Origin of the sequence: Herbaspirillum sp. C9C3 (assembly GCF_013359625.1) — a bacterium.
In the GTDB taxonomy this organism is placed as follows: Bacteria; Pseudomonadota; Gammaproteobacteria; order Burkholderiales; family Burkholderiaceae_D; genus Herbaspirillum.
Map to the genome: position 1 here is coordinate 101,808 of NZ_JABFMQ010000005.1, position 24,292 is coordinate 126,099.

A 24,292-nucleotide genomic window follows, 5' to 3' on the forward strand; every position below is an offset into this window, starting at 1 on the left:
GCTCAATCAGAACAAGGAAGCTGCCATGTCGTTATCCCTCCCGCATTTCGCTGCTCGCTCCATGATGATCGCCGCCCTGGCCCTGGCCATGAGCCTGCCACTGTCGGCCCATGCCCATCGCCAGTGGCTGCTGCCCTCGGCCACCGTTCTCTCGGGCAATCAAGCCTGGGTCACGGTCGATGCCGCCGTCTCCAATGACCTGTTCTACTTCGAACACTTCCCCTTGCGCCTGGATGGGCTGGTGGTGACCGGTCCCGATGGCAAGCCGGTGCAAGCCGTCAATGCCTCTACCGGCAAGTACCGCAGCACCTTCGATGTGCAACTGAGCCAGCCGGGTACCTACAAGATCGCCGTGGTCAACCATGGCGTCTTCGCCAGCTACAAGGTGGATGGTCAGCAGAAGCGCTGGCGCGGTACCGCCGAGACCCTGGCCAAGGAAATCCCGGCCAATGCCACCGACCTGAAGGTGACCCAGATGAACAGTCGCGTGGAAACCTTCGTCACGGCCGGCAAGCCGAGCCAGGCCGCGCTGGCCACCACCGGCGTGGGCCTGGAGCTGCAACCGCTGACCCATCCCACCGACCTGGTCGCCGGCGACACCGCTAGCTTCCAGCTGCTGCTCGACGGCAAGCCGGCGTCGGATGTGGACGTGGAGCTGGTGCCCGGCGGCATCCGCTACCGCGACAAGCTGCAGGACACCAAGCTCAAGACCGATGCCCAGGGCAAGTTCAGCGTGAAGTGGACAGGTCCCGGCATGTACTGGATGGAAGCCAGTGTCTCCGACCAGAAGACCTCGCTGCCGCAGGCGACCCAGCGTCGCGCGACCTATATTGCGACCGTCGAAGTGCTGCCCTGATCGCGCCTGACTGCATTTGATTGACCCCGATGGCGCCTGTATTGCAGGCGCCGTTTTCATTGCCGAAGATGATGATGTCCCACCGCGTCCTGATCCCCGTCGACCTGCAAGCCCCGTCCATCCTGCCGCCCGATGTGGCGCTCCGGCGCCTGACCGGGCAGACCATGGGGACCACCTGGAGCGTGCAGGCGCTGGCCCCGCGCAGCGTCACGCCGCAGACCATTGCCGCAGCCATCGAGGCGCAGTTGCAGCGGGTCATCGACGAGATGAGCACCTGGGAGCCCGATTCCCTCATCAGCCGCTTCAACCACGCCCCGGCAGGCAGCTGGCACGCGCTGCCGCAAGCCTTCTTCACGGTGCTGGATGCCGCGCTCACCATGGCCGTGGACAGCGATGGCGCCTTCGATCCGACCATCGGTCCGCTGGTGGATTTATGGGGTTTCGGCGCCGGCAGCGTTGCGCGGGAGGCCCTGTGCCTGCCGCAACCGGCGCTGCTGGAGCGCACCCGCCAGCGTTGCGGCTGGCAGCGCATCCTGCTCGACCGGGCGCAGCGCCAGGTGCAGCAGGCGGGCGGAGTGCATCTGGATTTCTCCGGCATTGCCAAGGGGTATGCAGTGGACCTGGTGGCGCAGGCGCTGCGCGACTGCGCTTGCGTGAGCTGGCTGGCCGAGGTGGGCGGGGAACTGGTGGGGGAAGGGGTCAAGGCCGATGGTCAACCCTGGTGGGTGGCGCTGGAACGCCCGCCGCAGGATGATCATCCCGGCATGGTGGTGGCCCTGCACGGCCTGGCCATCGCCACCTCGGGTGACTATCGTCGCTATATCGACCGCGACGGCCAGCGCCTTGCCCATACCATCGATCCCCGTACCGGTACACCGGTGCGCACTGCACTGGCCTCTGTTACGGTACTGCACCGGCAATGTATGGTGGCCGATGCGCTGGCGACGGTGCTCACTGTACTGGGCGAAGAAGCCGGACTGTCCTTTGCCCGTGAACGCGGCATTGCCGCCCTGTTCATCAGCCGCCAGGCCAATGGCTTCCGCGAAAGCCTGACCCCGGCGCTGGCCGCCATGCTGGCGTGAGCGGCATGATGCAGACCCGTTACCTGATGGCCGCGCTGGTGGCGCTGACTTACCTGGTGTTCTGCGTGATGACCTTCATCGTCCATCGCCGTGCGCAGCAGCGTCGACAAGCAGAGTGGGGAAGTGTACAGGCCACTGGCCCGCAGACCGTACTGGTCGTTTTTGCCAGCCAGACCGGTACAGCCGAGCGACTGGCCTGGCAGACCGCGCAAAGTTTGCGCGCAGGTGGCCTGGTGGTGTGCGTGCTTCCCGCCGGACAGTTGACCGATGCACATCTGCAAGCCACGCGCCTGGCCCTGTTCGTGGCCAGCACCACAGGCGAGGGCGACGCCCCCGATGATGCCTCCGCACTGGCCCGGCAACTGGGCAGCAGCGACAGCGCCGCTTTGCCGGACCTGCGTTTCGGCGTGCTGGCCCTGGGCGACCGCAGCTATCAGCAATACTGCGCGTTTGGCCATGCGCTGCACGCCTGGTTGTGCCGCCGCCATGCGCAGCCGCTATTCGATGCCATCGAGGTCGACAACGGCGACGAAGGTGCGCTGCGTCACTGGCAGCATCAACTGGGTGTCTTGAGCGGCCACAGCGATGAAGCCGACTGGAGCGCGCCCGCTTATGGCCGCTGGCGTCTGGCCGGGCGGCGCGTGCTCAATCCGGACAGCGTGGGGGATCCGGTCTTTCACCTGAGCCTCACACCACTGGATCTGCCATCCCCTCAATGGCAGGCCGGCGATATCGCCGAGATCGGCCCGCAGAACAGCGGGGCTGCCGTGGATGCCTTCCTGCATGCGATCGGGCGCCAGGGCGAGTCCCTGCGTGCTGCGCTGGCTACTCGGCTGCTGCCGCGCGAGGCCGACCAGCTCGCCGCATTGCGCAGCTTGGCCGATGAAGAATTTCTGGCAGCCTTGCCGGCGCTGCCGCATCGTGCCTACTCGATTGCCTCGCTGCCCGCCGATGGCGCGCTGGAACTGATGGTGCGCCTGATGCACCTGCCCGATGGCCGCCCCGGTCTGGGTTCCGGCTGGCTGGGGCTGCATGCGCGGCCGGGTCAGGAGATCGCCCTGCGCGTGCGCAGCAACGGCAGTTTCCACGGTCCCGGCGATGATCGCCCCTTGATCCTGATCGGCAACGGGACCGGCCTGGCCGGCTTGCGTGCGCATCTGCGCCAGCGCGTGGCAGCCGGACAGCGGCGCAACTGGCTGCTGTTCGGCGAGCGTTCGCGCCAGCATGACTTCTTCCATCAGCAGGAACTGCTGGACTGGCAGGCCCAGGGCTGGTTGCAGCGGCTGGACCTGGCGTTCTCGCGCGACCAGCCCGAGCGTATCTACGTGCAGGACAAGGTGCGCGAGGCCGCCGACGCATTGCGGCAGTGGGTGCAGGAGGGCGCCAGTCTCTACGTCTGCGGCAGCCTGCAGGGCATGGCCGGCGGCGTGGCGCTGGCCTTGCAGGAGATCCTCGGCGAACGCGCCCTGCAGACACTGGCCGAGCAGGGACGTTATCGGCGCGACGTGTATTGAGGCGGAGAGCGGGCACCTGGCAGGCATGCACAAGGCTTCATCTGATCCGTGTTTGGCGTGAAATTTGCTTTTTCTCCCCGTTGCGCGAGAGAATGTCACGTCAAATCAATGAGATAAGAACAACATGAACAACATGAGCATATTCACCAGTCTGCTGCTGATCCTGCTCCTGGTCGTGGTCAGCGCCTTTTTGTCCTGCGCCGAGATCTCCATTGCCGCCTCGCGCAAGATCCGTCTCGAAATGATGTCCAAGGAAGGCGTACAGAACGCCGACCGCGTCCTGTCCTTGCAGGCCCAGCCGGGCAATTTCTTCACGGTAGTGCAAATCGGCCTGAATGCCGTGGCCATTCTGGGCGGGGTGGTGGGTGAGCCCGCACTCACGCCGCACATGCGTGAGCTGATCAGCACCTTCTATACTGGCCCGCTGCTGGAAAATGCCAGCTTCGCCATGTCCTTCCTGGTGGTGACGGCCTTCTTCATCCTCTTTGCCGACCTCATGCCCAAGCGCCTGGCCATGGTCGCGCCCGAGCGCGCGGCGGTGGCGCTGGTCAAGCCCATGCTGCTGCTGGAGACGATCTTCAAGCCCCTGGTGTGGTTCTTCAACAGTCTGTCGAAGTGGATCTTCACGCTGTTCGGACTGCCGCAGGTGCGCCAGGAAGTGATCACGCCCAACGAGATCCACGCCATGGTCGATGCCGGCGCCCAGGCCGGTGTGCTGCTCACGCAAGAGCATCACCTCATCGAGAACGTGTTCGAACTGGAAAGCCGCTACGTGCCCTCGGCCATGACGCCGCGTGACAGCATCGTCTATTTCCTGCTGACCGACAGCGAAGACATGATCCGCCAGAAGATCATCGACCATCCGCATTCGCGCTTCCTGGTCTGCGATGGGCATATCGATGCGGTGCTGGGCTATATCGACAGCAAGGATGTGTTGAAGCGCCTCTTGAAGGGCGAACAGTTTTCCCTGACCGACAAGGGGCTGGTACATACGCCCTTGTCCATTCCCGACTCGCTGAACCTGTGGGAAGTGCTGGAACGCATGAAGGCCATGGATGAAGACCTGGCCATCGTGGTCAATGAATATGCACTGGTGGTGGGCATCATCAGCATCACCGACGTGACGGGCGTACTCATGGGCAATCTCCTGGCCATCACCGAGGAAGAGCAGCAGATCGTGCGACGCGATGAAAACTCCTGGCTCATGGATGGTCTCACGCCCTTGAATGATGTGATGAACGAGCTGGACATCGACGAATATCCCAATCCGGTGGGTTATGAAACCCTCGCGGGTTTCATCATGTACATGCTGCGCAAGATCCCCAAGAAGACCGATTTCGTGCTCTTTTCCGATTTCAAGTTCGAGGTGGTGGACATCGAGGGCAATCGCATCAACCAGTTGCTGGTGACGCGCTTCAAGCAGGACAAGGCGGAAAAATCGGACAAGTCGGACAAATCCGATCAACACCTGCAAGCGAGCAAAACCGAATAGCAGCCCACCATAAATTCATTTCGATTTTTCAGAATTTTCCTATGCCCAAAGGCCGTGTAAATCTGGATACTCCCGTCCAGTCGCTTGCTTGAAAGACTGGTACTCGGGGAAAGCAGGCGGCTGTGATACCTGTAGCAATCTGTAGCAAAACGTAGCAGAGGTAGTCGTGGGCTGGCCCGCATCCGCAAGGATGCGGGCTTTTTTGTCTGGACGCGGCGTGAGCAGCCTTTGCAGCATTGCAGTACAGTCGAGAGTGTCTGCAGATGAATGAAGTGGAAACCGGAAGTGGGAAAAGACGTCAAGAGTCCCTGTGTCTCGCTGTGCAAGCTCAAACACGAAGTCTGTACCGGATGCGGCCGCACCCGGGAGGAAATCAAGGACTGGAAATCCATGAAGCGCAAGGAGCAGCTCCACACCGTGGAGCTGGCTGCCAGGCGCCTGAAGGCATTGAAGAAGAAGTAGGGCGCAGGACCGCAGGGCTCAGCTGCGACCGCCGTGATTGCGCTCGGAGATCTGGGCGTTGAGGGTCCAGAAGTCATAGAGCACCCCCAGCAGGAAGAAACCGCCCGTGAAGAAATACACGATGCCGCTGATCCACTTGCCGATGTACAGACGATGGGCACCAAAAATGCCCAGGAAGGTCAGCAGCAACCAGGCCACCGAATAATTGATCTCGCCAGCCACGAAACGGCGATCAGCCTCGCGGTCCATCGACGGGATCAGAAACAGGTCGACAATCCAGCCGATGCCCAGCAGGCCCAGCGTGAAAAACCAGATCGTGCCGGTGACCGGCTTGCCATAGTAAAAACGGTGTGCGCCCAGGAATCCGAAGATCCAGAGCAGATAGCCCAAGGTTTTGCTGTGGGTGTCGTTGTTCATTCCGGTTCCAAATGAGAGGGTGGCTGGAAATGCGGTGATATGAAGATTGCTTCGTGCAGCAAGCCGCACTGCATTGTGCCACGGGCGCATCGATAAAGTGCCTCGCCGGCCAGGTGAAGCCACTTGTCAGAAGGCGGCAGCCTGTCTGCCAAAGTGTTCATATCGTTGTGGCGATCCGACGGCTTGCCCGCAAGAAAAGGCCAACTGGTATAAACTGTTGAACTTCAGGAGGCCGAAGAACGAAGAGCCTCCCTGGAATTCCGCCACTGTGTCATTGTCCCCGTTGCCAACTGTGCGACCTTCGCTGCTCATTCCGCTCATCGTCGGCTGTGCGCTGTTCATGGAAAACATGGACGCCACCGTGCTGGCCACCTCGCTGCCCGCGCTGGCGCGCGATCTCAACCAGGACCCGATCACCCTCAAACTGGCCATGACAGCCTATGTCGCGGCGCTGGGCGTGTTCATTCCGATTTCCGGCTGGATGGCTGACAAGCTGGGGGCGCGCAAGGTGTTCAGTTCGGCCATGATCGTCTTCATGACCGGTTCCATCCTCTGCGCGGTCTCGGGTTCTTTGGTGACCTTCGTGGCTGCGCGCTTCCTGCAGGGTATCGGCGGGGCCATGATGGTGCCGGTGGGGCGGGTCATCATCGCCCGTTCGGTGGACAAGTCCGAGCTGGTCAAGGCGGTCAGCTATCTCACCTTGCCGGCGCTGCTGGGGCCGGTGGTCGGGCCGCTGCTGGGCGGCTTCATCACGACTTACTTCCATTGGCGCTGGGTGTTCCTGATCAATATCCCGTTCTGCTTCCTGGGGTTGTATCTGGCGCACCGCTTCATCGAGAACTTCAAGGAAGACGATCCGGCACCGCTGGATGTGAAGGGTTTCGTACTCACCTCGGTGGGCGCGGCCATGATCATGCTGGGCCTGTCGCTGTTCGGCAGCCACCTGGTCGATGGCGCCACGCCGGTGGCCATGTGTTCCATCGGCGCCATCGCGCTGGCGATGTACTACCGCCATTCCACCCAGATCCCGTATCCCTTGCTGGACTTCCGCCTGCTGCGCATCCCCACGCTGCATGCCAGCGTGGTGGGGGGCTCTCTGTTTCGCATCGGTCTGGGCGCGGTGCCCTTCCTGTTGCCGCTGGCCCTGCAGGAGGGACTGGGCATGACCGCCTTCCAGGCCGGCAGCATCACCTGTGCCTCGGCCTTCGGCTCGCTCTTCATCCGTCTGCTGGCCAGCCGGGTGCTGCGTCGCTATGGTTTTCGCACGGTGCTGATGGTCAATGCGGTGTTCGCGGGTATCGCGCTGGCGGCCTATGGCATCTTCAGCATTCATACGCCTTACCTGCTCATCGTCACCATCGTGTTGATGGGCGGGGTGTTCCCGGCGCTGCAGTTCACCTGCCTGAACTCGATCGCCTATGCCGACATCGACAATCGTGACGCCGGCCGCGTGACCAGCCTGGCCAGCGTGATCCAGCAACTCTCGCTGGGCTTGGGCGTGACGGTGGCCGGTATCGTGCTGCAACTGTCCAATCATCTGCAGGGCCACGCCACCATCGTGGAAACTGACTTCTGGCCGGCCTTCCTGGTCATCGGCCTGTTTTCGGTGGCTTCGGTGCCGATCAGCGGCAAGCTGCCGCGCAATGCCGGGCTGGAGCTGTCACGCGGCAAATGAGGAGCAGGTGGGGGCAGCCTGCTATCATCCCCGCATCCTGAACAATGGAGTCGCGCATGCCCATTACCCGTTTTCCCGTCTCTGCCGTGCGCCGCGCTTTGGCTGTCGGCCTTGTGCTCACCTGCAGTGGCGCATTCGCCTTTTCTCTCTCGGACCTGAGCAACCAGGACGCCACCGCCGGCCTCAAAGCGGCGCTGGAGAAAGGGGCCAGCAGCGCCGTGGCCAACCTGGGGCGGCCCAATGGATTCCTCGGCAATGACAAGGTCAAGATCCAGCTGCCTGGCGCTCTGGAGCAGGCCATGCCCATCCTGCGCATGACCGGCATGGGCAGCCAGGTCGATGGCCTGGTGGCCGACATGAACCATGCCGCCGAAGCCGCCGTCCCGCTGGCCAAGCCACTGCTGATGAACGCCGTCAAGTCCATGTCCGTGAGCGACGCCAAGAATATCCTGGCCGGCGGCGATACCTCCGTCACCGACTTCTTCCGCCAGAAAACCTCGGGTGAACTGGCCGTGAAGTTCCTGCCCATCGTCAAGCGGATCACCGACAAGAACGGCCTCTCCGGCCGCTACAACGCCGTCATGGGCCAGGTCGCCAAGTCCGGACTGGTGGACAGCTCACAGAGCACGGTCGAAGGCTATGTCACCCAGCGCGCCCTGGACGGTTTGTTCCTCATGATCGGCGAGGAAGAAAAGGCCATCCGCAAGGATCCCGTGGGCAGCGGCAGCGCCATTCTCGGCAAGGTCTTCGGCGCCATGCGCTGAACGCAGGACGGCGACGCGGCCCTCTGCTCGCGTTTCCCCAAAAAATTTCGCCGGCCTCGTACAGAGGTCCGGCGTTTTTTTTTGCCCGCTCTTGTCGGATCGTCAAGCTCGGCGGGAACCGCGTGGGGCAAGGGATAGCGCCGCACTGGCGGTTTTCGGGATGCCCACTTTTAGTAGCATATTGCATGCTGTTGGGAACTTTTAAAAGTGCTTCAGATCTGTAAGTTATCGATTTACATTGCTACATTGCTGGACAGCATTAAGCGATTGCTTTAAACTATCGTTTGTCTACGCGACATCCTTGTTCAACAACGACCCTATAGCAGTGTCCGATCCGCAATGTGCGGGTTGTCCAAATTTCCGGCTGGCAGCGCGAATGCTCTCCCGTTCTCCACGGTGACCCGTTCCCATCCCTGTCCGGTAAGCATCATGCCGAGGCTGGCTTCATCGCTTCGGTTTCATCGCTGCCTTTGCAGCTTCGGTTCGCATCCAAACGATACGCCCAACGGGGCAAGCGAACCTCCAAAAAATTGATTCCAGAAACCCGTCGTAGCGGCGTCATGTCGCCTCGGCTATACCAACAGGGGGTAACATGACACGTGTTCGTCACATCTTCGCCGGCGCGCTTGGTTTTGCGCTGGTTATCGCAGGCCTGGTCTGGTGGATAGGTCCGGACGTCATCCAGAAGTATCGTGGTGACCTGGTCTACTACACCGGCAAGCATCTGGAACTGGTCTTCAGTTCGATGGTGCTGGCACTGCTCACCGGCATTCCGGCCGGGGTTGCGCTGTCCCGCCCGGGTGCGCAACGCAGTGCAGAAAAGTTCATCCAGATCTTCAACATCGGCAACACCATTCCGTCCATTGCGGTGCTGGCGCTGGCACTGGCGGCCTTCGGCATCGGCAATGGTCCGACCATCCTGGCGTTGTGGCTGGCCTCGCTGCTGCCCATCGTGCGCAATACCTACGAGGGCTTGAGGAACGTGCCGGCGGCCATGAAGGAAGCGGCCCGCGGCATCGGCATGAAGCCGTACCAGATCCTGTTGCGGGTGGAATTGCCCAATGCACTGCCCATCATCGTGGGCGGCGTGCGCACGGCACTGGCGATCAATGTCGGCAGCGCACCACTGTCGATGCTCATCGGTGGCGAGAGTCTGGGCGGGCTGATTTTCCCGGGCATCTACCTCAACAACCATGGCCAGCTGCTGTTGGGGGCTTCCGCGACCGCCTTGCTGGCACTGGTGCTGGATGCCCTGGTGACCTCGCTGTCGGGCTTCTACCTGGCGCGTCGCGGACTGCGGGCCTGATCCGGCATTTCATTTCCATCACAAGAACGACCGCACGCCCGCAGCATCGGGCACAGCGGTAGAGAGGAAAGCATGACAACCAAGACCATTGCGAAATACGCCCTGTGCGCCCTGGCGCTGGCGCTGGCCATGTTCGGCACGGCCCGGGCGCAGGCGCAGACCCTGGTCATCGGCGGCAAGAACTTCACCGAGCAGTTGCTGCTCTCGGACATGACCGCGCAATACCTGCGCGCCAAGGGTTATGACACCGAACTGAAGAACGGCCTGGGCACCACACTGATGCGTTCGGCGCTGGAAAGCGGTCAGCTCGACATCGTCTGGGACTACACCGGGACCGCCCTGATCGTCTACAACCACATCGAGGACAAGCTCGATGCCGACCAGATCTACCAGAAGGTCAAGGAGCTGGACGCGCCGCGCGGCCTGGTCTGGTTGAATCAATCGGAGCTCAACAATACCTACGCCTTCGCCATGCCGCGCGAACTGGCCGAGAAGTACCACATCCGCTCGCTGCAGGACCTGGCCGAGCGCATCAACGAAGATGAAAAGGAGGGGGGCAAGCCGCACCTCATGGGCGTGGACTACGAGTTCGCCTCGCGCCCCGACGGCCTGGGCCCGATGCAGCAGTTGTACGGCTTCAAGCTGGATCGCAGCGAAGTCAAGCAGATGGACCCCGGTCTGGTCTACACGGCGCTGAAGAATGAACAGCTGTTCGTCGGCCTGACCTACGCCTCGGACGGCCGCATCAAGGGTTTCGATCTGCAACTGCTGGATGACAACAAGGGTTACTTTGCCGCCTACAAGGCCACTCCGGTGGTGCGCCAGGAAATCCTTGAGAAGAATCCCGAGCTGGCCGCGCAACTGAATGCCCTGTCGGCCAAGATCGACACGGCGACCATGACCGAACTGAACAAGCGTGTCGACATCGATCAGGAACCCGTGGCCAAGGTGGCTGCCGATTTCCTGAAGCAAGCCGGCCTGATCTGAGGAGGGGACCATGAATATCTTCGACTACCTGCAATCGGACTGGCGCAACATCCTTGAGCTGACCCTGCAGCATCTTGAGCTGGTGGGCATCGCGGTGAGCCTGGCCATTGCCATCGGCGTACCGCTGGGCATCCTGATCGTGCGGGTGCGCTGGCTGGCCGGTCCCCTGATGGGACTGGCGACCATCGTGCTGACGCTGCCTTCGATTGCGCTGTTCGGCCTGATGATCCCGGTGTTCTCGCAATTTGGCGCCGGCATCGGCCCCTTGCCGGCCATCACGGCCGTGTTCCTGTACTCGCTCTTGCCGATCATGCGCAACACCTATCTGGCGCTGGAGAACATCGAGGCCGGTATCAAGGAAGCCGGCATCGGCATCGGCATGACCTTCTGGCAGCGCCTGCGCATGGTGGACCTGCCGCTGGCAGTTCCCGTGATCCTGGGCGGTGTGCGCACTGCCGTGGTGATGAACATCGGCGTCATGGCCATCGCGGCCATCATCGGTGCCGGTGGGCTGGGCGTGCTGATCCTGCATGCCATCAGCCAGAGCAACATGCAGAAACTCGTGGTGGGCGCGGTGATGATCAGCGTGCTGGCCATCATCGCGGACACCCTGCTGGAACGTCTGCAGAAAATCCTGACACCCAAAGGAGTACAAAAATGATCGAACTGGACCAACTGAGCAAAACCTACACCCAAAAGGATGGTACGCAGATCAAGGCGGTGGATGCCGTCAGCCTGAAGGTGGCTGAAGGCGAGATCTGCGTCTTCCTCGGCCCTTCGGGATGCGGCAAGACCACCACCCTGAAGATGATCAATCGCCTCATCAACCCGACCTCGGGCCGCGTGCTCTTGAACGGCCAGGACACCTCCGGCATCGATGAAGTGGAACTGCGCCGCCACATCGGCTACGTGATCCAGCAGATCGGCCTGTTCCCCAACATGACCATCGAGGAAAACATCACCATCGTGCCGCGCCTGTTGGGCTGGGACAAGAAGCGTTGCCAGGAGCGTGCCACCGAACTGATGGCCATGGTGGCGCTGGATCCGAAGAAATTCTTGAAGCGCTATCCGCGCGAACTCTCCGGTGGCCAGCAGCAGCGTATCGGCGTCATCCGTGCGCTGGCGGCCGATGCGCCGGTGCTGTTGATGGACGAACCCTTCGGCGCGGTCGATCCGATCAACCGTGAATCGATCCAGAACGAGTTCTTCCAGATGCAGCGCCAGCTCAACAAGACCGTCATCATGGTCAGCCACGATATCGACGAAGCCATCAAGCTGGGCGACCGGGTGGCCGTCTTCCGCGCCGGCAAGCTGGTGCAGTTCGATAATCCCGATACCTTGCTGGCGCGTCCCAAGGATGATTTCGTCAGCGCCTTCGTGGGGCAGGACCATACCTTGAAGCGCCTGCTGCTGGTACGTGCCGGCGAGGCCGCCACCACGCCGGCGACGGCACATCCGGATGTGTCCTGCGACCAGGCCCTGGCGCTGATGGATGATCAGGATTCGCGCTATCTGACCATCATCGATGCCGACAACCGGGCGCTGGGCTATCTGACCCGTCGCGACGTGCGCGGCAACACCGGGGTGGCCGAGGACAAGGTGCGACCCTTCACCATGAATGCCGATCCGGAAGAGAACCTGCGGGTGGTGCTCTCCAAGATGTACAAGCACAGCACCAGCTGGATGCCGGTCATCGCCAATGATGGCAGCTATGTGGGCGAAGTGACGCAGGATTCCATCGCCAGCTATCTGAGCTCCGGGAAGTCGCGCGGGATGGCGATGGCGGCTTGATCGTGTTTGGCCTGATGTGAAGCAAAAAGCAAAAAAGCAGGTAGACGGAAAGGGCGATGCGCAGGCATCGCCCTTTTTTCATTGCGCTTGCGGGAGGTCGAGGTCTTCGAGGAAGGCTGCCACGATGGGCGTGCGCTCGCTGCTGCGATGGGTGACCACGCTGATATCCACGTCATAGGCCAGCTTGGCCCGGTTCAAGGCGCGCATCTGGCCGCGCGCCTCGTACTGACGACCCATTTCCTCGGGCAGATAGCCCAGGTGCTGGCCGGAGAGGATGAGGATGGACATGGCTTCCATGTTGCCGGTCATGGCCATGATGTTGCGTTGTTGCAGCGGCAGGTGTTCGGGTGGCACCGGGTAGTCGCGCCAGGCCCAGGAGCAAGCGGCGGCCTGTTCCGGTGCGATCTCGCCGGGCTGGTCGAACAGGGGATGGGGCGGGGCGCAATAGGCCACCTGGCGTTCCAGTGTCAGCGGGGTGTAGTGCAGGGCCGTCACACGGCGCCAGAAGTAGCCGATGGCAAGGGCGATGCTGCCCTTGAGCAGCATCTCTTCCAGTTCGCCGGGTGGGCGCACCAGCAGTTCGATGCGTACCGCTTCGTCGCGCTCACGGAAGCGACGGATCACCTCGGCCAGGCGGTGATTGTGTTGCGCCGGGGTGTGGCCCATGAGGCCGATGGACAGCGTGCCGACCAGGCGCTTGTCGAGATGGCGCGCCTGCATGCCAAATTCATCAAGCGCTTCCATCATGCTTCGTGCCGCCAGGGCGAATTTCTCGCCTTTGGCGGTCAGCCGGAAGCCGGAACGGCCGCGCTCGCAGAGGCGGTAGCCGAGCCGGGTTTCGAGCGTGTTCAACTGGGTGCTGATGGTGGATTGCCCGACGTTGAGCCGGGCCTGGGCCGCCGAGACACCGTGGGAATCGACCACCGCCAGGAAGACGCGGATCAGGCGCAGGTCCAGATCGAAGATGTTGTTGAGCATGGGGGGCGGGGTTGGAGGCGTGGTCGATTTTACATCGATAATTATCGATGCAAGCGTCGTCAGATCGAGATATTTCCATCTTCAATGGCTCGCTAGAATCGACTGCATCTTACTGAACACTCAAGGATGCACATCGATGGAACATGATCTCTATCAACCTCTCGGCGGTAACGTGATGCCGCGTTTTGGTGGTATCGCCACCATGATGCGGCTGCCGCATGTGGACAATCCGCTCGGGCTGGATGTGGGTTTCGTGGGCGTACCGCTGGATATCGGCACCTCCAACCGCTCGGGGACGCGTTTCGGGCCGCGCCAGATCCGTACGGAATCGGTACTGCTGCGCCCCTACAACATGGCCACCCGTGCCGCGCCCTTCGATTCCCTGAAGGTGGCCGATCTGGGCGACGTCGCCCTCAATCCTTACAGCCTGCTGGATTCTGTGCGCATGATCGAAGAGGCGTATGAGCGCATCTATGCCACCGGCTGCAAGACCATCAGCCTGGGAGGCGACCACACGCTGACCTTGCCCATCCTGCGTGCCATGGCGCGTCATCGCGGCCCGGTCGGGCTGATCCACGTGGATGCCCATGCTGACGTCAATGACACCATGAACGGCGAGAAGATCGCCCACGGTACACCGTTCCGGCGCGCCTTCGAGGAAGGCTTGCTGGACCCGCAGCGGGTGGTGCAGATCGGCCTGCGCGGTACCGGCTATCACGCCGACGACTTCGACTGGTGCCGCGCCCAGGGCTTCCGGGTGGTGCAGGCCGAAGCCTGCTGGCACCGTTCGCTGGCGCCGCTGATGGAAGAGGTACGTACGCAGATGGGGGATGGCCCGGTCTATCTCACCTTCGACATCGATGGCCTGGACCCCGCCTTTGCCCCCGGCACCGGCACGCCGGAGATTGGCGGGCTGACGGTGCAGCAGGGCTTGGAAATCATTCGTGGATGCAAGGGGCTCGATATCGTCTCGGCCGATGTGGTGGAGGTGTCTCCACCCTATGACCAGGCCGGGACTACCGCGCTGGTGGCGGCCAATCTGGCGTATGAAATGTTGTGCATCCTGCCGGGCGTGAAATACCGGGCCTGAGGCAGGTGGGGGCTGATCGGAGGTGAAGAAATAATTCGAAGAATGATCGGCCATGGCAACCGATACATGGCTTGCCTCAGGTTGTTGCGCGAACCACCACCTGGAATCCGACGTCAACGATGCGCTGCTTCGGTTCTTTTCCCGCGATTTTCTGCAGCAAGGCATCCGCAGCCAGCTCGCCGATGGCTCGGCGGTCTACCTTTACGGTGGTCAGGGCAGGGTGTGTGTGCGCAGCAAAATCAAAATCGCCGAACCCGATCACGCCGAGCTGGTCCGGGATGTGGATGCCACGGGCGAGTGATTCGGTAAGAACGCCGTGCGCGAGCGGATCGCTGCCGCAAGCGATGGCGTCGAACTTGTACCCCTGGGCCAGCAGTTCCGCCAGGCCCTCTCTTCCGTGCTGCAAGGTCGCAGGCGAGGCGCTGAGGACGGTCGCCACCGCTGTCACTCCGTGGCTCTGCAATTTCTCGTTGAAGGCCATACGCCTGCGTGTGGAACGGTCATCATCCAGCCATAGGATCGCAATGTTCCTGTAGCCGCGTTCCAGCAGATGCGTCGCCATGGCTTCCCCCACTTTTTCATGGGAGAAGCCGACCACCATATCAATGGGGGAGAGCGATTGATCCCATATCTCCACGACCGGGGCACCGGTGGAAAGAATTTTCTGCCGGATTTCGGGCGTATGTCGGATGCCGGTCAGGACGATGCCATCCGGGCGCCGGCTGAGAATGGCCGACATCAGTTCTTCTTCCCGGGCGTTGTAGTAGCCGGAGAGTCCGAGCAGTAGTTGATAGTTCGCTCGCCACAGACGGTCGGACAACGCTTGAATGGTTTCAACGAAGATTGAATTGGAAATCTGGGGCACGATGGCTGCGATCAAGCGGGTTTTTCGTCCCGTCAAGGCACCAGCAAGCTGGTTGGGGATGTAGCCCGTCACTCTGACCGCCCGCTGCACGGCTTCCACGGTATGCGGTTTCACCAATTCCGGCCTGTGTATGGCACGGGAGACCGTGATCGGGGAGACCCCTGCCACGCGCGCGACATCTTTGAGCGTCACACTGTTTCTGTTTGGCAACAATAAAAGCGAACCTCCGTGCACGGGTGGCTCTTCAATGGAGGGCGGAGAAAGGTGCTCGGTTTGTTTCATTGTGCAGGCGGAAGTCGGCTCGGTGCCGGTTGATGCGAGTGCTCATGATAGCGCAATCAAAAATGAGTTGACCAGGGTGAATGCTGACGCCTAGAATGATTGCGCAATCATTGCTTTGCCTTTTTTCCTGACGTTTCCTTCGATGAGATGAATCAGGAGCCGTTGTGCTTCATGCCCGATGTGCGGCAGTCGCTGGCGCTACCGAGCGAGCAGTGAAAGTTCAACAATTCCTTGATCCTGTAAAGCCCGGCAGCCGTGGCCTGAGCCAGCAGGTGCTGCCGTCATCGCTGGACGGCAATTTCCAATCCGAAAGTCCTTCATACAGATATTGTTTTCGTGCATCCAAAAATGATTGCGCAATCATATGCGGTGTAATCACCATTTCAATCGCAAAAAAACTACTCAAAGGAGACAACATGCAGTCAGCAGCGACCTCTACGCACAAACGGACGAAGATCCGCTATCTCATCCTTGCCATGATTTTCATCGTGACCGTGTTCAATTACGTTGACCGGGCCACTTTATCCATCGCTGCCCCCGCAATGCGCAAGGATCTGGGTTTCGATGCCATCACCATGGGGATTGCCTTCTCGGCGTTCGGCTGGGCCTACACGCTCATGCAGATCCCGGGAGGAATACTGCTGGATCGCATCGGTTCGCGGGTTTTGTATGGCCTTAGCCTGATCATCTGGTCCGCCTTCACTTTCCTGCAGGGATATGTCGACCTGTTTTCGTCGGCCTTCCTGGTGCTGTTCACGCTGCGCTTCCTGATGGGCGTTGCGGAGGCTCCCGCGTTCCCGGCGAACAACCGACTCACCGTGATGTGGTTTCCCAAGCATGAGCGGGGATTGGCGACTGCGGTGTTCCAGTCCGCACAATACTTTGCTCTGGCGGCGTTTACGCCCATCATGACCTGGACCCTCAGCACCTGGGGATGGCATCACATCTTCTTCGTCACCGGTGCTGCTGGTATCGGTTTGGGCTTGATCTGGTTCGCTGTGGTGCAGGAACCGAAGAAGCACAAACTCACCAGCAAGGCCGAGATCGAATACATCGAACAAGGCGGCGGCATGCCTACCATCGGCGATGTGAAGACGCCGTTCTCCTGGAGCAATATCAAGTCGATCTCCGCCAACCGCATGATGGTTGGCATCTACCTCGGACAGTTCTGCCTGACCTCCATTACCTGGTTCTTCCTGACCTGGTTCCCGACCTACTTGATGGAGGCCAAGGGTCTGTCGATCCTGAAGGTCGGCCTGGTTGCCGCGATTCCGCCCTTGGCCGGCTTCGTTGGCGGCATGGTCGGCGGCGTCTGGTCGGACTGGATGATCCGTCGCGGCTTCAGTCTGACCGCTGCCCGCAAGACGCCGATCATCATTGGCTTGTTCGCGTCCTGTTCGATCGTCGTGGCCAACTACGTCTCCTCGGTATCGATTGTGATTGCAGTCATGTCGCTGGCGTTTTTCGCCAAAGGTGTCGGCAACCTTGGCTGGTGCATCGTCGGCGACGTGTCGCCGAAGGAGTCCATGGGGATCGCCGGCGGCATGTTCAACCTGTTTGGCAACCTCGCCAGCATCGTGACGCCGATTGCGATCGGCTATTTCGTCAAGACCACGGGATCATTCGAAGCAGCGCTGACCTATGTGGGCGTGGTGGCGGCAATCGGTGCCTGCTCGTATCTCTTTATCGTGGGCAAGCTGGAACGTCTGGATGTGGGTGACCACGGTAGTCCATCCAGCACTCAGGTCTCTGGAATGGCTTGAATCAACGTGCCTGATGCCACGTTTCCTCTTTTCCATCGTCACTTCTCGTAGGGATCTACAAATGAATATCAGCACACATCAAGCTTCGGCCAGCGGCGACAAGATCGAGTGGGTCCGAATCTCGTCCACCTTCCTGCCGTTGGCCAATCCGATCAGCGACGCCAAGGTACTGACCGGGCGCCAGAAACCGATGACCGAAATCGCCATGCTGTTCGTCGAAATCGAGACGGCGGATGGTCACCAAGGGCTCGGCTTCAGTTACTCCAAACGCGCCGGCGGACCAGGCCAATTTGCGCACGCCAGGGAGATCGCGCCGACCATCTTGGGAGAAGATCCCAATGACATCGGCAAGATATGGGACAAGCTGTGCTGGGCAGGTGCATCAGTTGGCCGCAGCGGTCTGTCGACACAGGCCATCGGCGCGTTCGACGTGGCTCTGTGGGATATGAAGTCCAAACGTGCCGGCCTGTCTTTGGCAAAGCTGCTGGGTTCGCATCGCGACTCGGTGCGCTGCTACAACACGAGCGGGGGATTCCTGCATACCCCGCTGGATCAGTTGTTGGTCAATACCACGGCGTCGCGCGAAAAGGGGATCGGAGGTATCAAGCTCAAGGTCGGTCAGCCTGACTGCGCAATCGACATCAAGCGAGTCCAAACCGTTCGCGAGCATCTGGGCGATTTCCCCTTGATGGTCGATGCCAACCAACAATGGGATCGCCCGACGGCGCAACGCATGTGCCGCATCTTCGAGAAATTCAACCTGATCTGGATCGAAGAGCCGCTGGATTGCTATGACTACGAGGGCCATGCTGCGCTTGCAGCCCAGTTCGATACGCCGATTGCTACCGGAGAAATGCTGACCAGTGCAGCCGAGCATGGCGAGCTGATCCGCCATCGTGCCGCAGACTACCTCATGCCGGATGGTCCGCGTGTGGGCGGCATTACGCCCTTCCTCAAGGTGGCCGGCCTGGCCAGCCACGCCGGATTGATGCTGGCGCCGCACTTTGCGATGGAACTTCATGTCCATCTGGCCGCAGCCTATCCGACCGAACCCTGGCTTGAACATTTCGAGTGGCTGGAGCCCTTGTTCAACGAAAGACTGGAATTGAAGGATGGCCGGATGCTGGTACCTACCCGCCCAGGTCTCGGCTTGACCTTGACTGAGCAGGCGCGGGCCTGGACGCGCGAAACCGTTGAGATCGGCAGGCGTCCTTGATGGAGATTGTTTTCGGATATCCGGAAATCTTGCGTAGTCCTTGTTGTTGCTCAGCGGCCTTTTCCTGTTCTCAAGAAAATGACAGTGAAGACGTAAGAGCAGCAAAAACAAAAATGCCCGCATCATTGGATGCGGGCATTTTTTTTTCGCACGGTCAGGCAGGCAGCGTTCAGCTCAGCGGCTTCTGCATGAACATGGCCTTGCCGGTTTCGGCTTTCAGTTCGTAGCCCTCGAAGCCGCAGGCGCGATACAGCGAGCGCGCCACTGCATTGCCTTCCAGGACCTCCAGCGTGAGCTTGCAGCAACCCAGCTGGCGGGCTTGTTCTTCAACCGCCGCCAGCAGCAGCCTGGCCACGCCCTGGCCGCGATAGGCCGGCATCACGGCCAGGTCATGCAGATTGAGCAGCGGCTTGCAGGCGAAGGTGGAGAAACCTTCGATGCAGGTCGCCAGACCCGCCGGGGTCTCGCCATCGAAGGCCAGGAAGACATGGGCGGTGGGACGTTTCTTCAGCTCGGCGGCCAGGTGCTCGCGCACGTAGTCGGAGAGCTGCTTGCCGCCGCCCATGGCGTCGCAAGCGTAGGCATTGAGAGTCTCGAACAGTGCTGCCGCGTGGGCGGCGTTGCCGAGGTCGGCCTTGATGACGGTCACACTCATGTCTTCCCTTTATCGTGATGGACGATGCACGGCGCGGCCTTACTTGCCCGCTGCGCGCTGGCCGCCATGGGTCAGGGCCGACGGACGCGGACCACCCTGGCGCTGCTGCTGGCCGGCATTGCGCGGCTGGCCGTTGGCATTGGCAGGCTTGGGAGCGCGGTTGGCATTGTTGCCGCCGTTGCCCGCATTGCCCCCGTTGCCGCCGCCATTGCCACGTCCACCCTGGCCGCGGGCGGCATTGCCGTTACCGTTGCCATTGGCTGCTGCGCGCGGCTTGGCGGCCTGGCCATGAGCGGCGCTGCCACCGGCCGGCTTGGGTGCTGCTGCATTGCCGTTGCCGGCCGGCTTGCGCGGGGCGCTGCGTTGACCACCACGTCCGCCACCGTTCTGGTGACGGCCCTGGCCGCTGCGCAGCTGGATCGGTTGCGGCTTGGCGGTCGGATCGGGTTCGAAACCGGCGATCACTTCCACCGGGATTTCGCGCTTGATGAAGCGCTCGATGTCGTGCAGCAGGTCGCGCTCATCCACGCAGACCAGCGAGACGGCTTCGCCGGTAGCGCCGGCGCGGCCGGTGCGGCCGATGCGGTGGACGTAATCTTCCGGCACATTGGGCAGATCGTAGTTGACCACGTGCGGCAGCTGGTCGATGTCGATGCCACGCGCGGCGATGTCGGTGGCGATCAGGGCGGTCAGCTTGCCGTCCTTGAATTCGGCCAGCGCCTTGGTGCGGGCCGACTGGCTCTTGTTGCCGTGGATCGCCATGGCGGTGATGCCGTCGCGCGCCAGTTGCTCGACCAGCTTGTTGGCGCCGTGCTTGGTGCGGGTGAAGACCAGCACCTGCTTCCACTGGTGGGTCTTGATCAGGTGCGCCAGCATGGGGTGCTTCTTGTCGCGGTCGACCGGGTGGATCTTCTGGGCGATCACTTCCACGGTGGAGTTGCGGCGCGCCACTTCGATCAGGGCCGGGTTGTTCAACAGGCTGTCGGCCAGCTTCTTGATTTCATCGGCGAAGGTGGCCGAGAAGAGCAGGTTCTGACGCTTGGGCGGCAGCGCGGCCAGCACCTTGCGGATGTCGCGGATGAAGCCCATGTCCAGCATGCGGTCGGCTTCGTCCAGCACCAGGATCTGGATGTGCTGCAGGTTCACGGTGCCTTGCTGCATGTGGTCCAGCAGGCGGCCGGGGGTGGCGACCAGAATATCGACGCCGCGCTTCAAGAGCGCGATCTGCGGATGGATGCCGACGCCGCCGAAGATGCAGGCGGAGGTCAGCGGCAGGTACTTGCCGTACTGGCGCACGCTTTCTTCGACCTGGGCTGCCAGTTCTCGGGTGGGCGCCAGGATCAGCGCGCGGATGGGCAGGTGGCCGTTGATCTTCTGGCGCGGCATGGCCGAGAGGCGTTGCAGCAGCGGCAGGGTGAAGCCGGCGGTCTTGCCGGTGCCGGTCTGGGCACCAGCCAGCAGGTCACCGCCGGAGAGCACGGCGGGGACGGCTTGGGCCTGAATCGGGGTGGGGGAGGTATAGCCTTGTTCGGAAACGGCACGAACGATTTCGTCGGACAAGCCGAGCGCGGAAAATGACATGAGACTCTGAAATTGGGGTTTGGCCTGTGGCCCCTTGCGGGCGCCAGTCGCAGGCAAACGGGTTGGAACTTGAGGAGGGCGCGGACTTGACTGGCTATACGCCGCGCAGGCCGCAGTATAACAGCGCAGCCCGCGTACGACGTGAATTATTTTGAGACAGGCCCGCGTTCAGCTCATCGGTGACGCTGTGCCAGAAAGCTCAGCACGGGCGGCAAAACCAGTGCGCTCTGCATCAGCCCGCCGAAGTGGGTCACGCCCGGCAAGCTGACGAATTCACCCTGCGGCAACAAGGCCGCCGTACGTTGGACTGCCGCATGACGCGCATCGGCATCGCCGCAGAAGAGCAGGCAGGGCAGGTCCATGCGGGCCAGCAGGTCTTCCTGCGAGGGGCGCGGCTGCTGGGCGGCAGCGGCCAGCGCCTCCAGGTCATTGGCACGGATGAGCATCTTCACTTGCGCTGAAATCTGTTCGTCGAGCAAGCCTTCGAAGGTGGCGATGAAGGCTTCCGGATCGCGTCCGTCGATGCCGTGGAAGCCATCCCAGCTGCGATCTTCATACGGGTGCGCAGCACCCAGGATGAGGCTGTGCAGCCGTTCGGGCGCATGGCGCACCAGGCCGTAGCCGACCCAGCCGCCCAGCGAATAACCGAAGAAGTGGGTTCGTTCGATGCCCACTGCATCCAGCACGGCCAGGGCATCGCGGCAACGCTGCACTTGGGTGTAGGCGGCTGGATCATGCGGCTTGTCGCTCTGGCCGTGGCCCAGCGCATCGAACTGGATGACCTGGTAGTGCTCGCGCAACACCGCCGTGAAGCCGAAGAAACGCCAGGCTTCCAGGCTGCTTGTAAAGCCGTGGTGCAGCAGCAGGGACGGGCCCCGGCCCTCGACCTGGTAGTGAATCTTGCGGTTGTCGCTGAGGGCAAAGGGCATGGGGCTTCCGGTCGTATTCTGGTCAGGATGGATCAGTTCTTTTCGTCGGCCAGCTTCTTGCAGCGGCGCGCCAGCATCTCGCGCGAGCGCGCGCAGATTTCTTCATTGCTGAGATCTTCGATATGCGTGGCAATGGACCAGACATGACCGAAGGGATCGCGCAGGGTGCCGGAACGATCACCGTAGAACTGGTTCTGTACCGGGCGCAGTTGCACCGCCCCGGCGGCAAGCGCCTGGGTGAATACCGTATCGACATCGGCAACATAGATCAGCAGGCTCACGCCTGCGCCGCCCAGGGTTTGCGGGCTCAGGAAACCGAGTTCGGGATGTTCGTCGGCCAGCATGATGCGGGCATTGCCGATCTGGATCTCGGCATGCCAGACCTTGCCGTGCGGGCCGTCCAGTCGCATGATCTCGGCGGCGTCGAAGGCGCGCCGGTAGAAGGCGATGGCATCAGCCGAGGTCTTGACGATCAGGTAGGGAGTGACGCTGTGGTAGCCGGGCGGCAACGCGCAATGGGCCTGCTCGTTGCTGGCTTGTTGGGAAGGAATGTTCATGTCGTCTCCTCGGTCTGCGCCGGTAGCCGCACTATAGCAGCAATGCCGGACGCCATGAGGAGACGGGTTTATTGCAATGGCGTCGTTCAGGCGAATTCGGAGAGCAGGTTCACTTGCTGCGCGAAGATCTTCGGACTGCCGGCGATGACGTCGCCCTTGTAGAGGTAGTCGGAGTCACCCTTGAAGGTACCCACGATACCGCCCGCTTCGGTCACCAGCAGGGAGCCGGCGGCGATGTCCCAGGGCTTCAAGCCCTTTTCGAAGAAGCCATCCAGGCGGCCGGCGGCCACATAAGCCAGGTCCAGTGCGGCCGCGCCCGGGCGGCGCAGGCCGGCGCTGTGCTCGGTCATGACCTTGAACATGGTGACGTATTCGTTCAGGCCATCGAGGTCACGGAAGGGGAAACCGGTACCGATCAGGGCGTCGGCGATCTTGTCGCGCTTGCCCACGCGGATGCGCTTTTCGTTCAGGTAGGCGCCGGCACCCTTGGAGGCGGTAAAGAGGTCGTTGCGGGTGGGGTCGTAGACCACGGCTTGCGTGATGATGCCGCGCTGTTGCAGGGCGATCGAGACGCAGTATTGCGGGAAACCGTGGATGAAGTTGGTGGTGCCGTCCAGTGGATCGATGATCCAGACGTTTTCGTTTTCATCGTGCAGGTTGTCGGACGCACCCGATTCCTCGGCCAGGATGGCGTGGTCGGGGTAGGCGTTCTTGAGCACGTCGATGATGGCATCCTCGGCTGCCTTGTCCACCTCGGTGACGAAGTCGTTGTGCGACTTCTTCGACACTTTCAGCAGCGACACGTCGAAGGACGCGCGGTTGATGATGGTAGCGGCGCGGCGGGCTGCCTTGATCGCCGTATTGAGCATGGGTGGGATGATCATTCCGATGGTTCCGTTAAAATTGCGGCCACCGAAGACGATGGCTGCGTTGCTCATCGTCGCCATGGCCGACCAGCCGGCCTTCCGCGACAAGCATGCGGAACAGCTGGCCAGGCGAAACCCGGCAGTCAAACCAGTGCGACGATGAAATTAATGAGCGTTGCGCCGCCCGCGGCTGTTATGCTTGCGGGTTTGCCAGGCAGTCCAGGGGCAGTGGCGTCGGTCAAGTCGGCTAACAAAGTCGACCTGGGTTGACAGCCTTGCTGCAATATTGGCGTTTTGCCAACATCTGATCCTGGGGCGCGAATCCCGCTATTTTAAATGAACAAGCAAGTGTCAGGACAATCTCTTTTCAGCCGTTTGCGTTTCGTGCTGGTCAATACCAGCAGTCCCGGCAACATCGGCTCGGCCGCACGGGCCATCAAGACCATGGGCTTTTCGGAGCTGGTGCTGGTCAATCCGCGCTTTCCGGACGCGGTGAAGGAAGATGAAGCCATTGCCTTCGCCAGCGGCGCGCTCGATGTGTTGCAAAATGCACGCATCGTTGGCAGCGTGGAAGAAGCGTTGCAGGGATGCAACTTCGCTGCCGCTGTCAGTGCCCGTTTGCGTGAATTCTCGCCGCCGGTGGTGTCGCCGCGCGAGCTGGCGGGGCAGCTTTCCCGTGACACCGGCCTGAATGCGGCACTCTTGTTCGGCAATGAACGCTTTGGCCTGCCCAATGAGGTGGTGCAGAAGTGCAATGCCTTGCTCAATATTCCTGCCAATCCGGATTATTCCTCGCTGAACCTGTCGCAGGCGGTGCAGGTGCTGGCTTATGAATGCCGCATGACCGAGCTGGAAGTGCAGGGTGGTCCCATGCAAACCAGCGGCAATGCGCGCGCGCCGGGCGAGGTGGGTTTCCACGGGGAGAGCGCCAGCGTGGCCGAGATCGAGGGCATGTTTGCGCATCTGGAGCAGGCGCTGGTGGCCATCGATTTTCTCAACCCGGACAATCCCAAGAAGCTGATGCCGCGCTTGAAACGCATGTTCTCGCGCGCCCGGCTGGAGACCGAAGAGGTCAACATCCTGCGCGGCATCGCCCGCCAGATTCTGGAACCGAAGCAGGCCAAGGCCGGCCGGCAAGAACAAAACGAACAAGGAGAAGGCTGA

General features: G+C 61.6%; 24 protein-coding genes. 15 read left to right on the plus strand and 9 right to left on the minus strand.

The features are described 5' to 3' along the window. Window positions 1-25 precede the first annotated feature (25 nt). The 5 genes from HNO82_RS07025 (at window position 26) to HNO82_RS07045 (ending at window position 5,406) form a co-directional block, all read left to right on the plus strand. A complete protein-coding gene (locus tag HNO82_RS07025) occupies window positions 26-856 on the plus strand; it encodes a DUF4198 domain-containing protein (protein WP_175343204.1) in 831 nt (276 codons plus the stop codon). A 74-nt stretch (window positions 857-930) separates the two neighbouring features. Beyond that, window positions 931-1,938 (plus strand): FAD:protein FMN transferase, encoded by a 1,008-nt coding sequence (locus tag HNO82_RS07030; protein WP_175343205.1) that lies wholly within the window; start codon window positions 931-933, stop codon window positions 1,936-1,938. A gap of 5 nt (window positions 1,939-1,943) precedes the next feature. Then, window positions 1,944-3,452, plus strand: coding sequence for a sulfite reductase subunit alpha (locus tag HNO82_RS07035; protein WP_175343206.1), 1,509 nt, complete (start codon window positions 1,944-1,946; stop codon window positions 3,450-3,452). A gap of 133 nt (window positions 3,453-3,585) precedes the next feature. Continuing rightward, window positions 3,586-4,944 carry a polyamine export protein PaeA gene (paeA, locus tag HNO82_RS07040; RefSeq protein ID WP_175343207.1) on the plus strand — a complete coding sequence of 453 codons (1,359 nt, stop codon included), beginning with the start codon at window positions 3,586-3,588 and terminating at the stop codon, window positions 4,942-4,944. 267 nt (window positions 4,945-5,211) lie between these two features. Continuing rightward, on the plus strand, window positions 5,212-5,406 hold the full coding sequence (locus HNO82_RS07045; protein ID WP_008327546.1) for a DUF1289 domain-containing protein: 195 nt from the start codon (window positions 5,212-5,214) through the stop codon (window positions 5,404-5,406). 18 nt (window positions 5,407-5,424) lie between these two features. Here HNO82_RS07045 and HNO82_RS07050 read toward each other — a convergent pair whose 3' ends face one another. Then, on the minus strand, window positions 5,425-5,823 hold the full coding sequence (locus tag HNO82_RS07050) for an NINE protein (RefSeq protein ID WP_008327547.1): 399 nt from the start codon (window positions 5,821-5,823) through the stop codon (window positions 5,425-5,427). A gap of 126 nt (window positions 5,824-5,949) precedes the next feature. Next, a complete protein-coding gene (locus tag HNO82_RS22095; protein ID WP_217509836.1) occupies window positions 5,950-6,174 on the minus strand; it encodes a hypothetical protein in 225 nt (74 codons plus the stop codon). On the opposite strand from HNO82_RS22095, the gene HNO82_RS07055 reads away from it, so the two are divergent. The 6 genes from HNO82_RS07055 (at window position 6,173) to HNO82_RS07080 (ending at window position 12,346) form a co-directional block, all read left to right on the plus strand. Further along, on the plus strand, window positions 6,173-7,498 hold the full coding sequence (locus HNO82_RS07055) for an MFS transporter (RefSeq protein ID WP_034350542.1): 1,326 nt from the start codon (window positions 6,173-6,175) through the stop codon (window positions 7,496-7,498). The two genes, HNO82_RS22095 and HNO82_RS07055, sit on opposite strands and share 2 nt — an antisense overlap. Window positions 7,499-7,554: 56 nt before the next feature. Further along, window positions 7,555-8,262, plus strand: a complete 708-nt coding sequence (locus HNO82_RS07060; RefSeq protein ID WP_175343208.1) for a DUF4197 domain-containing protein — start codon at window positions 7,555-7,557, stop codon at window positions 8,260-8,262. A 592-nt stretch (window positions 8,263-8,854) separates the two neighbouring features. Further along, entirely contained in the window at window positions 8,855-9,568 is a 714-nt protein-coding gene (locus HNO82_RS07065) for an ABC transporter permease (protein WP_175343209.1), read from the plus strand. A gap of 72 nt (window positions 9,569-9,640) precedes the next feature. Next, complete coding sequence (locus HNO82_RS07070; RefSeq protein ID WP_175343210.1) at window positions 9,641-10,555, plus strand: glycine betaine ABC transporter substrate-binding protein; 915 nt, start codon at window positions 9,641-9,643, stop codon at window positions 10,553-10,555. 10 nt (window positions 10,556-10,565) lie between these two features. After that, entirely contained in the window at window positions 10,566-11,216 is a 651-nt protein-coding gene (locus HNO82_RS07075) for an ABC transporter permease (RefSeq protein ID WP_008327559.1), read from the plus strand. After that, on the plus strand, window positions 11,213-12,346 hold the full coding sequence (locus tag HNO82_RS07080; protein ID WP_175343211.1) for an ABC transporter ATP-binding protein: 1,134 nt from the start codon (window positions 11,213-11,215) through the stop codon (window positions 12,344-12,346). The genes HNO82_RS07075 and HNO82_RS07080 overlap by 4 nt, the downstream gene beginning before the upstream one ends. A gap of 78 nt (window positions 12,347-12,424) precedes the next feature. Here HNO82_RS07080 and HNO82_RS07085 read toward each other — a convergent pair whose 3' ends face one another. Next, on the minus strand, window positions 12,425-13,324 hold the full coding sequence (locus tag HNO82_RS07085; protein WP_175343212.1) for a LysR family transcriptional regulator: 900 nt from the start codon (window positions 13,322-13,324) through the stop codon (window positions 12,425-12,427). 136 nt (window positions 13,325-13,460) lie between these two features. Here HNO82_RS07085 and speB point away from each other — a divergent pair, with 136 nt between their 5' ends. Next, a complete protein-coding gene (gene speB / locus HNO82_RS07090; protein ID WP_175343213.1) occupies window positions 13,461-14,414 on the plus strand; it encodes an agmatinase in 954 nt (317 codons plus the stop codon). Window positions 14,415-14,490: 76 nt separating this feature from the next. Here the strand turns inward: speB and HNO82_RS07095 are convergent, their stop codons facing one another. Further along, a complete protein-coding gene (locus HNO82_RS07095; protein WP_175343214.1) occupies window positions 14,491-15,561 on the minus strand; it encodes a LacI family DNA-binding transcriptional regulator in 1,071 nt (356 codons plus the stop codon). A gap of 416 nt (window positions 15,562-15,977) precedes the next feature. Between HNO82_RS07095 and HNO82_RS07100 the strand changes: the two genes are divergently transcribed. Both HNO82_RS07100 and HNO82_RS07105 read left to right on the plus strand, forming a co-directional pair. Further along, entirely contained in the window at window positions 15,978-17,324 is a 1,347-nt protein-coding gene (locus tag HNO82_RS07100; RefSeq protein ID WP_175343286.1) for an MFS transporter, read from the plus strand. Between the two features lie 61 nt (window positions 17,325-17,385). Beyond that, complete coding sequence (locus HNO82_RS07105) at window positions 17,386-18,540, plus strand: L-talarate/galactarate dehydratase (protein WP_175343287.1); 1,155 nt, start codon at window positions 17,386-17,388, stop codon at window positions 18,538-18,540. A gap of 169 nt (window positions 18,541-18,709) precedes the next feature. Here HNO82_RS07105 and HNO82_RS07110 read toward each other — a convergent pair whose 3' ends face one another. The 5 genes from HNO82_RS07110 to HNO82_RS07130 all read right to left on the minus strand — a co-directional run bounded on the left by HNO82_RS07110 (window position 18,710) and on the right by HNO82_RS07130 (window position 23,146). Further along, window positions 18,710-19,195, minus strand: coding sequence for a GNAT family N-acetyltransferase (locus tag HNO82_RS07110; RefSeq protein ID WP_175343215.1), 486 nt, complete (start codon window positions 19,193-19,195; stop codon window positions 18,710-18,712). A 39-nt stretch (window positions 19,196-19,234) separates the two neighbouring features. Beyond that, window positions 19,235-20,776 (minus strand): DEAD/DEAH box helicase, encoded by a 1,542-nt coding sequence (locus tag HNO82_RS07115; RefSeq protein WP_175343216.1) that lies wholly within the window; start codon window positions 20,774-20,776, stop codon window positions 19,235-19,237. 173 nt (window positions 20,777-20,949) lie between these two features. Continuing rightward, window positions 20,950-21,705 carry an alpha/beta fold hydrolase gene (locus HNO82_RS07120; RefSeq protein WP_175343217.1) on the minus strand — a complete coding sequence of 252 codons (756 nt, stop codon included), beginning with the start codon at window positions 21,703-21,705 and terminating at the stop codon, window positions 20,950-20,952. 32 nt (window positions 21,706-21,737) lie between these two features. Beyond that, window positions 21,738-22,262 (minus strand): VOC family protein, encoded by a 525-nt coding sequence (locus HNO82_RS07125; RefSeq protein WP_008327569.1) that lies wholly within the window; start codon window positions 22,260-22,262, stop codon window positions 21,738-21,740. Between the two features lie 86 nt (window positions 22,263-22,348). Further along, window positions 22,349-23,146, minus strand: a complete 798-nt coding sequence (locus HNO82_RS07130; RefSeq protein ID WP_006712869.1) for an inositol monophosphatase family protein — start codon at window positions 23,144-23,146, stop codon at window positions 22,349-22,351. A gap of 318 nt (window positions 23,147-23,464) precedes the next feature. Between HNO82_RS07130 and HNO82_RS07135 the strand changes: the two genes are divergently transcribed. Further along, window positions 23,465-24,292, plus strand: a complete 828-nt coding sequence (locus HNO82_RS07135) for an RNA methyltransferase (RefSeq protein WP_175343218.1) — start codon at window positions 23,465-23,467, stop codon at window positions 24,290-24,292.

What these genes read in the sequence shown, in the direction of transcription:
- speB (WP_175343213.1), top strand. Translation starts at nt 13,461, where the DNA reads ATGGAACATGATCTCTATCAACCTCTCGGCGGTAACGTGATGCCGCGT.
- HNO82_RS07120 (WP_175343217.1), bottom strand. Translation starts at nt 21,705, where the DNA reads ATGCCCTTTGCCCTCAGCGACAACCGCAAGATTCACTACCAGGTCGAG.
- HNO82_RS07105 (WP_175343287.1), top strand. Translation starts at nt 17,386, where the DNA reads ATGAATATCAGCACACATCAAGCTTCGGCCAGCGGCGACAAGATCGAG.
- HNO82_RS07035 (WP_175343206.1), top strand. Translation starts at nt 1,944, where the DNA reads ATGATGCAGACCCGTTACCTGATGGCCGCGCTGGTGGCGCTGACTTAC.
- HNO82_RS07080 (WP_175343211.1), top strand. Translation starts at nt 11,213, where the DNA reads ATGATCGAACTGGACCAACTGAGCAAAACCTACACCCAAAAGGATGGT.
- HNO82_RS07045 (WP_008327546.1), top strand. Translation starts at nt 5,212, where the DNA reads ATGAAGTGGAAACCGGAAGTGGGAAAAGACGTCAAGAGTCCCTGTGTC.
- HNO82_RS07055 (WP_034350542.1), top strand. Translation starts at nt 6,173, where the DNA reads ATGGACGCCACCGTGCTGGCCACCTCGCTGCCCGCGCTGGCGCGCGAT.
- HNO82_RS07115 (WP_175343216.1), bottom strand. Translation starts at nt 20,776, where the DNA reads ATGTCATTTTCCGCGCTCGGCTTGTCCGACGAAATCGTTCGTGCCGTT.
- HNO82_RS07065 (WP_175343209.1), top strand. Translation starts at nt 8,855, where the DNA reads ATGACACGTGTTCGTCACATCTTCGCCGGCGCGCTTGGTTTTGCGCTG.
- HNO82_RS07095 (WP_175343214.1), bottom strand. Translation starts at nt 15,561, where the DNA reads ATGAAACAAACCGAGCACCTTTCTCCGCCCTCCATTGAAGAGCCACCC.
- HNO82_RS07100 (WP_175343286.1), top strand. Translation starts at nt 15,978, where the DNA reads ATGCAGTCAGCAGCGACCTCTACGCACAAACGGACGAAGATCCGCTAT.
- HNO82_RS07070 (WP_175343210.1), top strand. Translation starts at nt 9,641, where the DNA reads ATGACAACCAAGACCATTGCGAAATACGCCCTGTGCGCCCTGGCGCTG.
- HNO82_RS07075 (WP_008327559.1), top strand. Translation starts at nt 10,566, where the DNA reads ATGAATATCTTCGACTACCTGCAATCGGACTGGCGCAACATCCTTGAG.
- HNO82_RS07025 (WP_175343204.1), top strand. Translation starts at nt 26, where the DNA reads ATGTCGTTATCCCTCCCGCATTTCGCTGCTCGCTCCATGATGATCGCC.
- HNO82_RS07050 (WP_008327547.1), bottom strand. Translation starts at nt 5,823, where the DNA reads ATGAACAACGACACCCACAGCAAAACCTTGGGCTATCTGCTCTGGATC.
- HNO82_RS07030 (WP_175343205.1), top strand. Translation starts at nt 931, where the DNA reads ATGTCCCACCGCGTCCTGATCCCCGTCGACCTGCAAGCCCCGTCCATC.
- HNO82_RS07130 (WP_006712869.1), bottom strand. Translation starts at nt 23,146, where the DNA reads ATGATCATCCCACCCATGCTCAATACGGCGATCAAGGCAGCCCGCCGC.
- HNO82_RS07060 (WP_175343208.1), top strand. Translation starts at nt 7,555, where the DNA reads ATGCCCATTACCCGTTTTCCCGTCTCTGCCGTGCGCCGCGCTTTGGCT.
- HNO82_RS07110 (WP_175343215.1), bottom strand. Translation starts at nt 19,195, where the DNA reads ATGAGTGTGACCGTCATCAAGGCCGACCTCGGCAACGCCGCCCACGCG.
- HNO82_RS07125 (WP_008327569.1), bottom strand. Translation starts at nt 22,262, where the DNA reads ATGAACATTCCTTCCCAACAAGCCAGCAACGAGCAGGCCCATTGCGCG.
- HNO82_RS07085 (WP_175343212.1), bottom strand. Translation starts at nt 13,324, where the DNA reads ATGCTCAACAACATCTTCGATCTGGACCTGCGCCTGATCCGCGTCTTC.
- paeA (WP_175343207.1), top strand. Translation starts at nt 3,586, where the DNA reads ATGAGCATATTCACCAGTCTGCTGCTGATCCTGCTCCTGGTCGTGGTC.
- HNO82_RS22095 (WP_217509836.1), bottom strand. Translation starts at nt 6,174, where the DNA reads ATGTTTTCCATGAACAGCGCACAGCCGACGATGAGCGGAATGAGCAGC.
- HNO82_RS07135 (WP_175343218.1), top strand. Translation starts at nt 23,465, where the DNA reads ATGAACAAGCAAGTGTCAGGACAATCTCTTTTCAGCCGTTTGCGTTTC.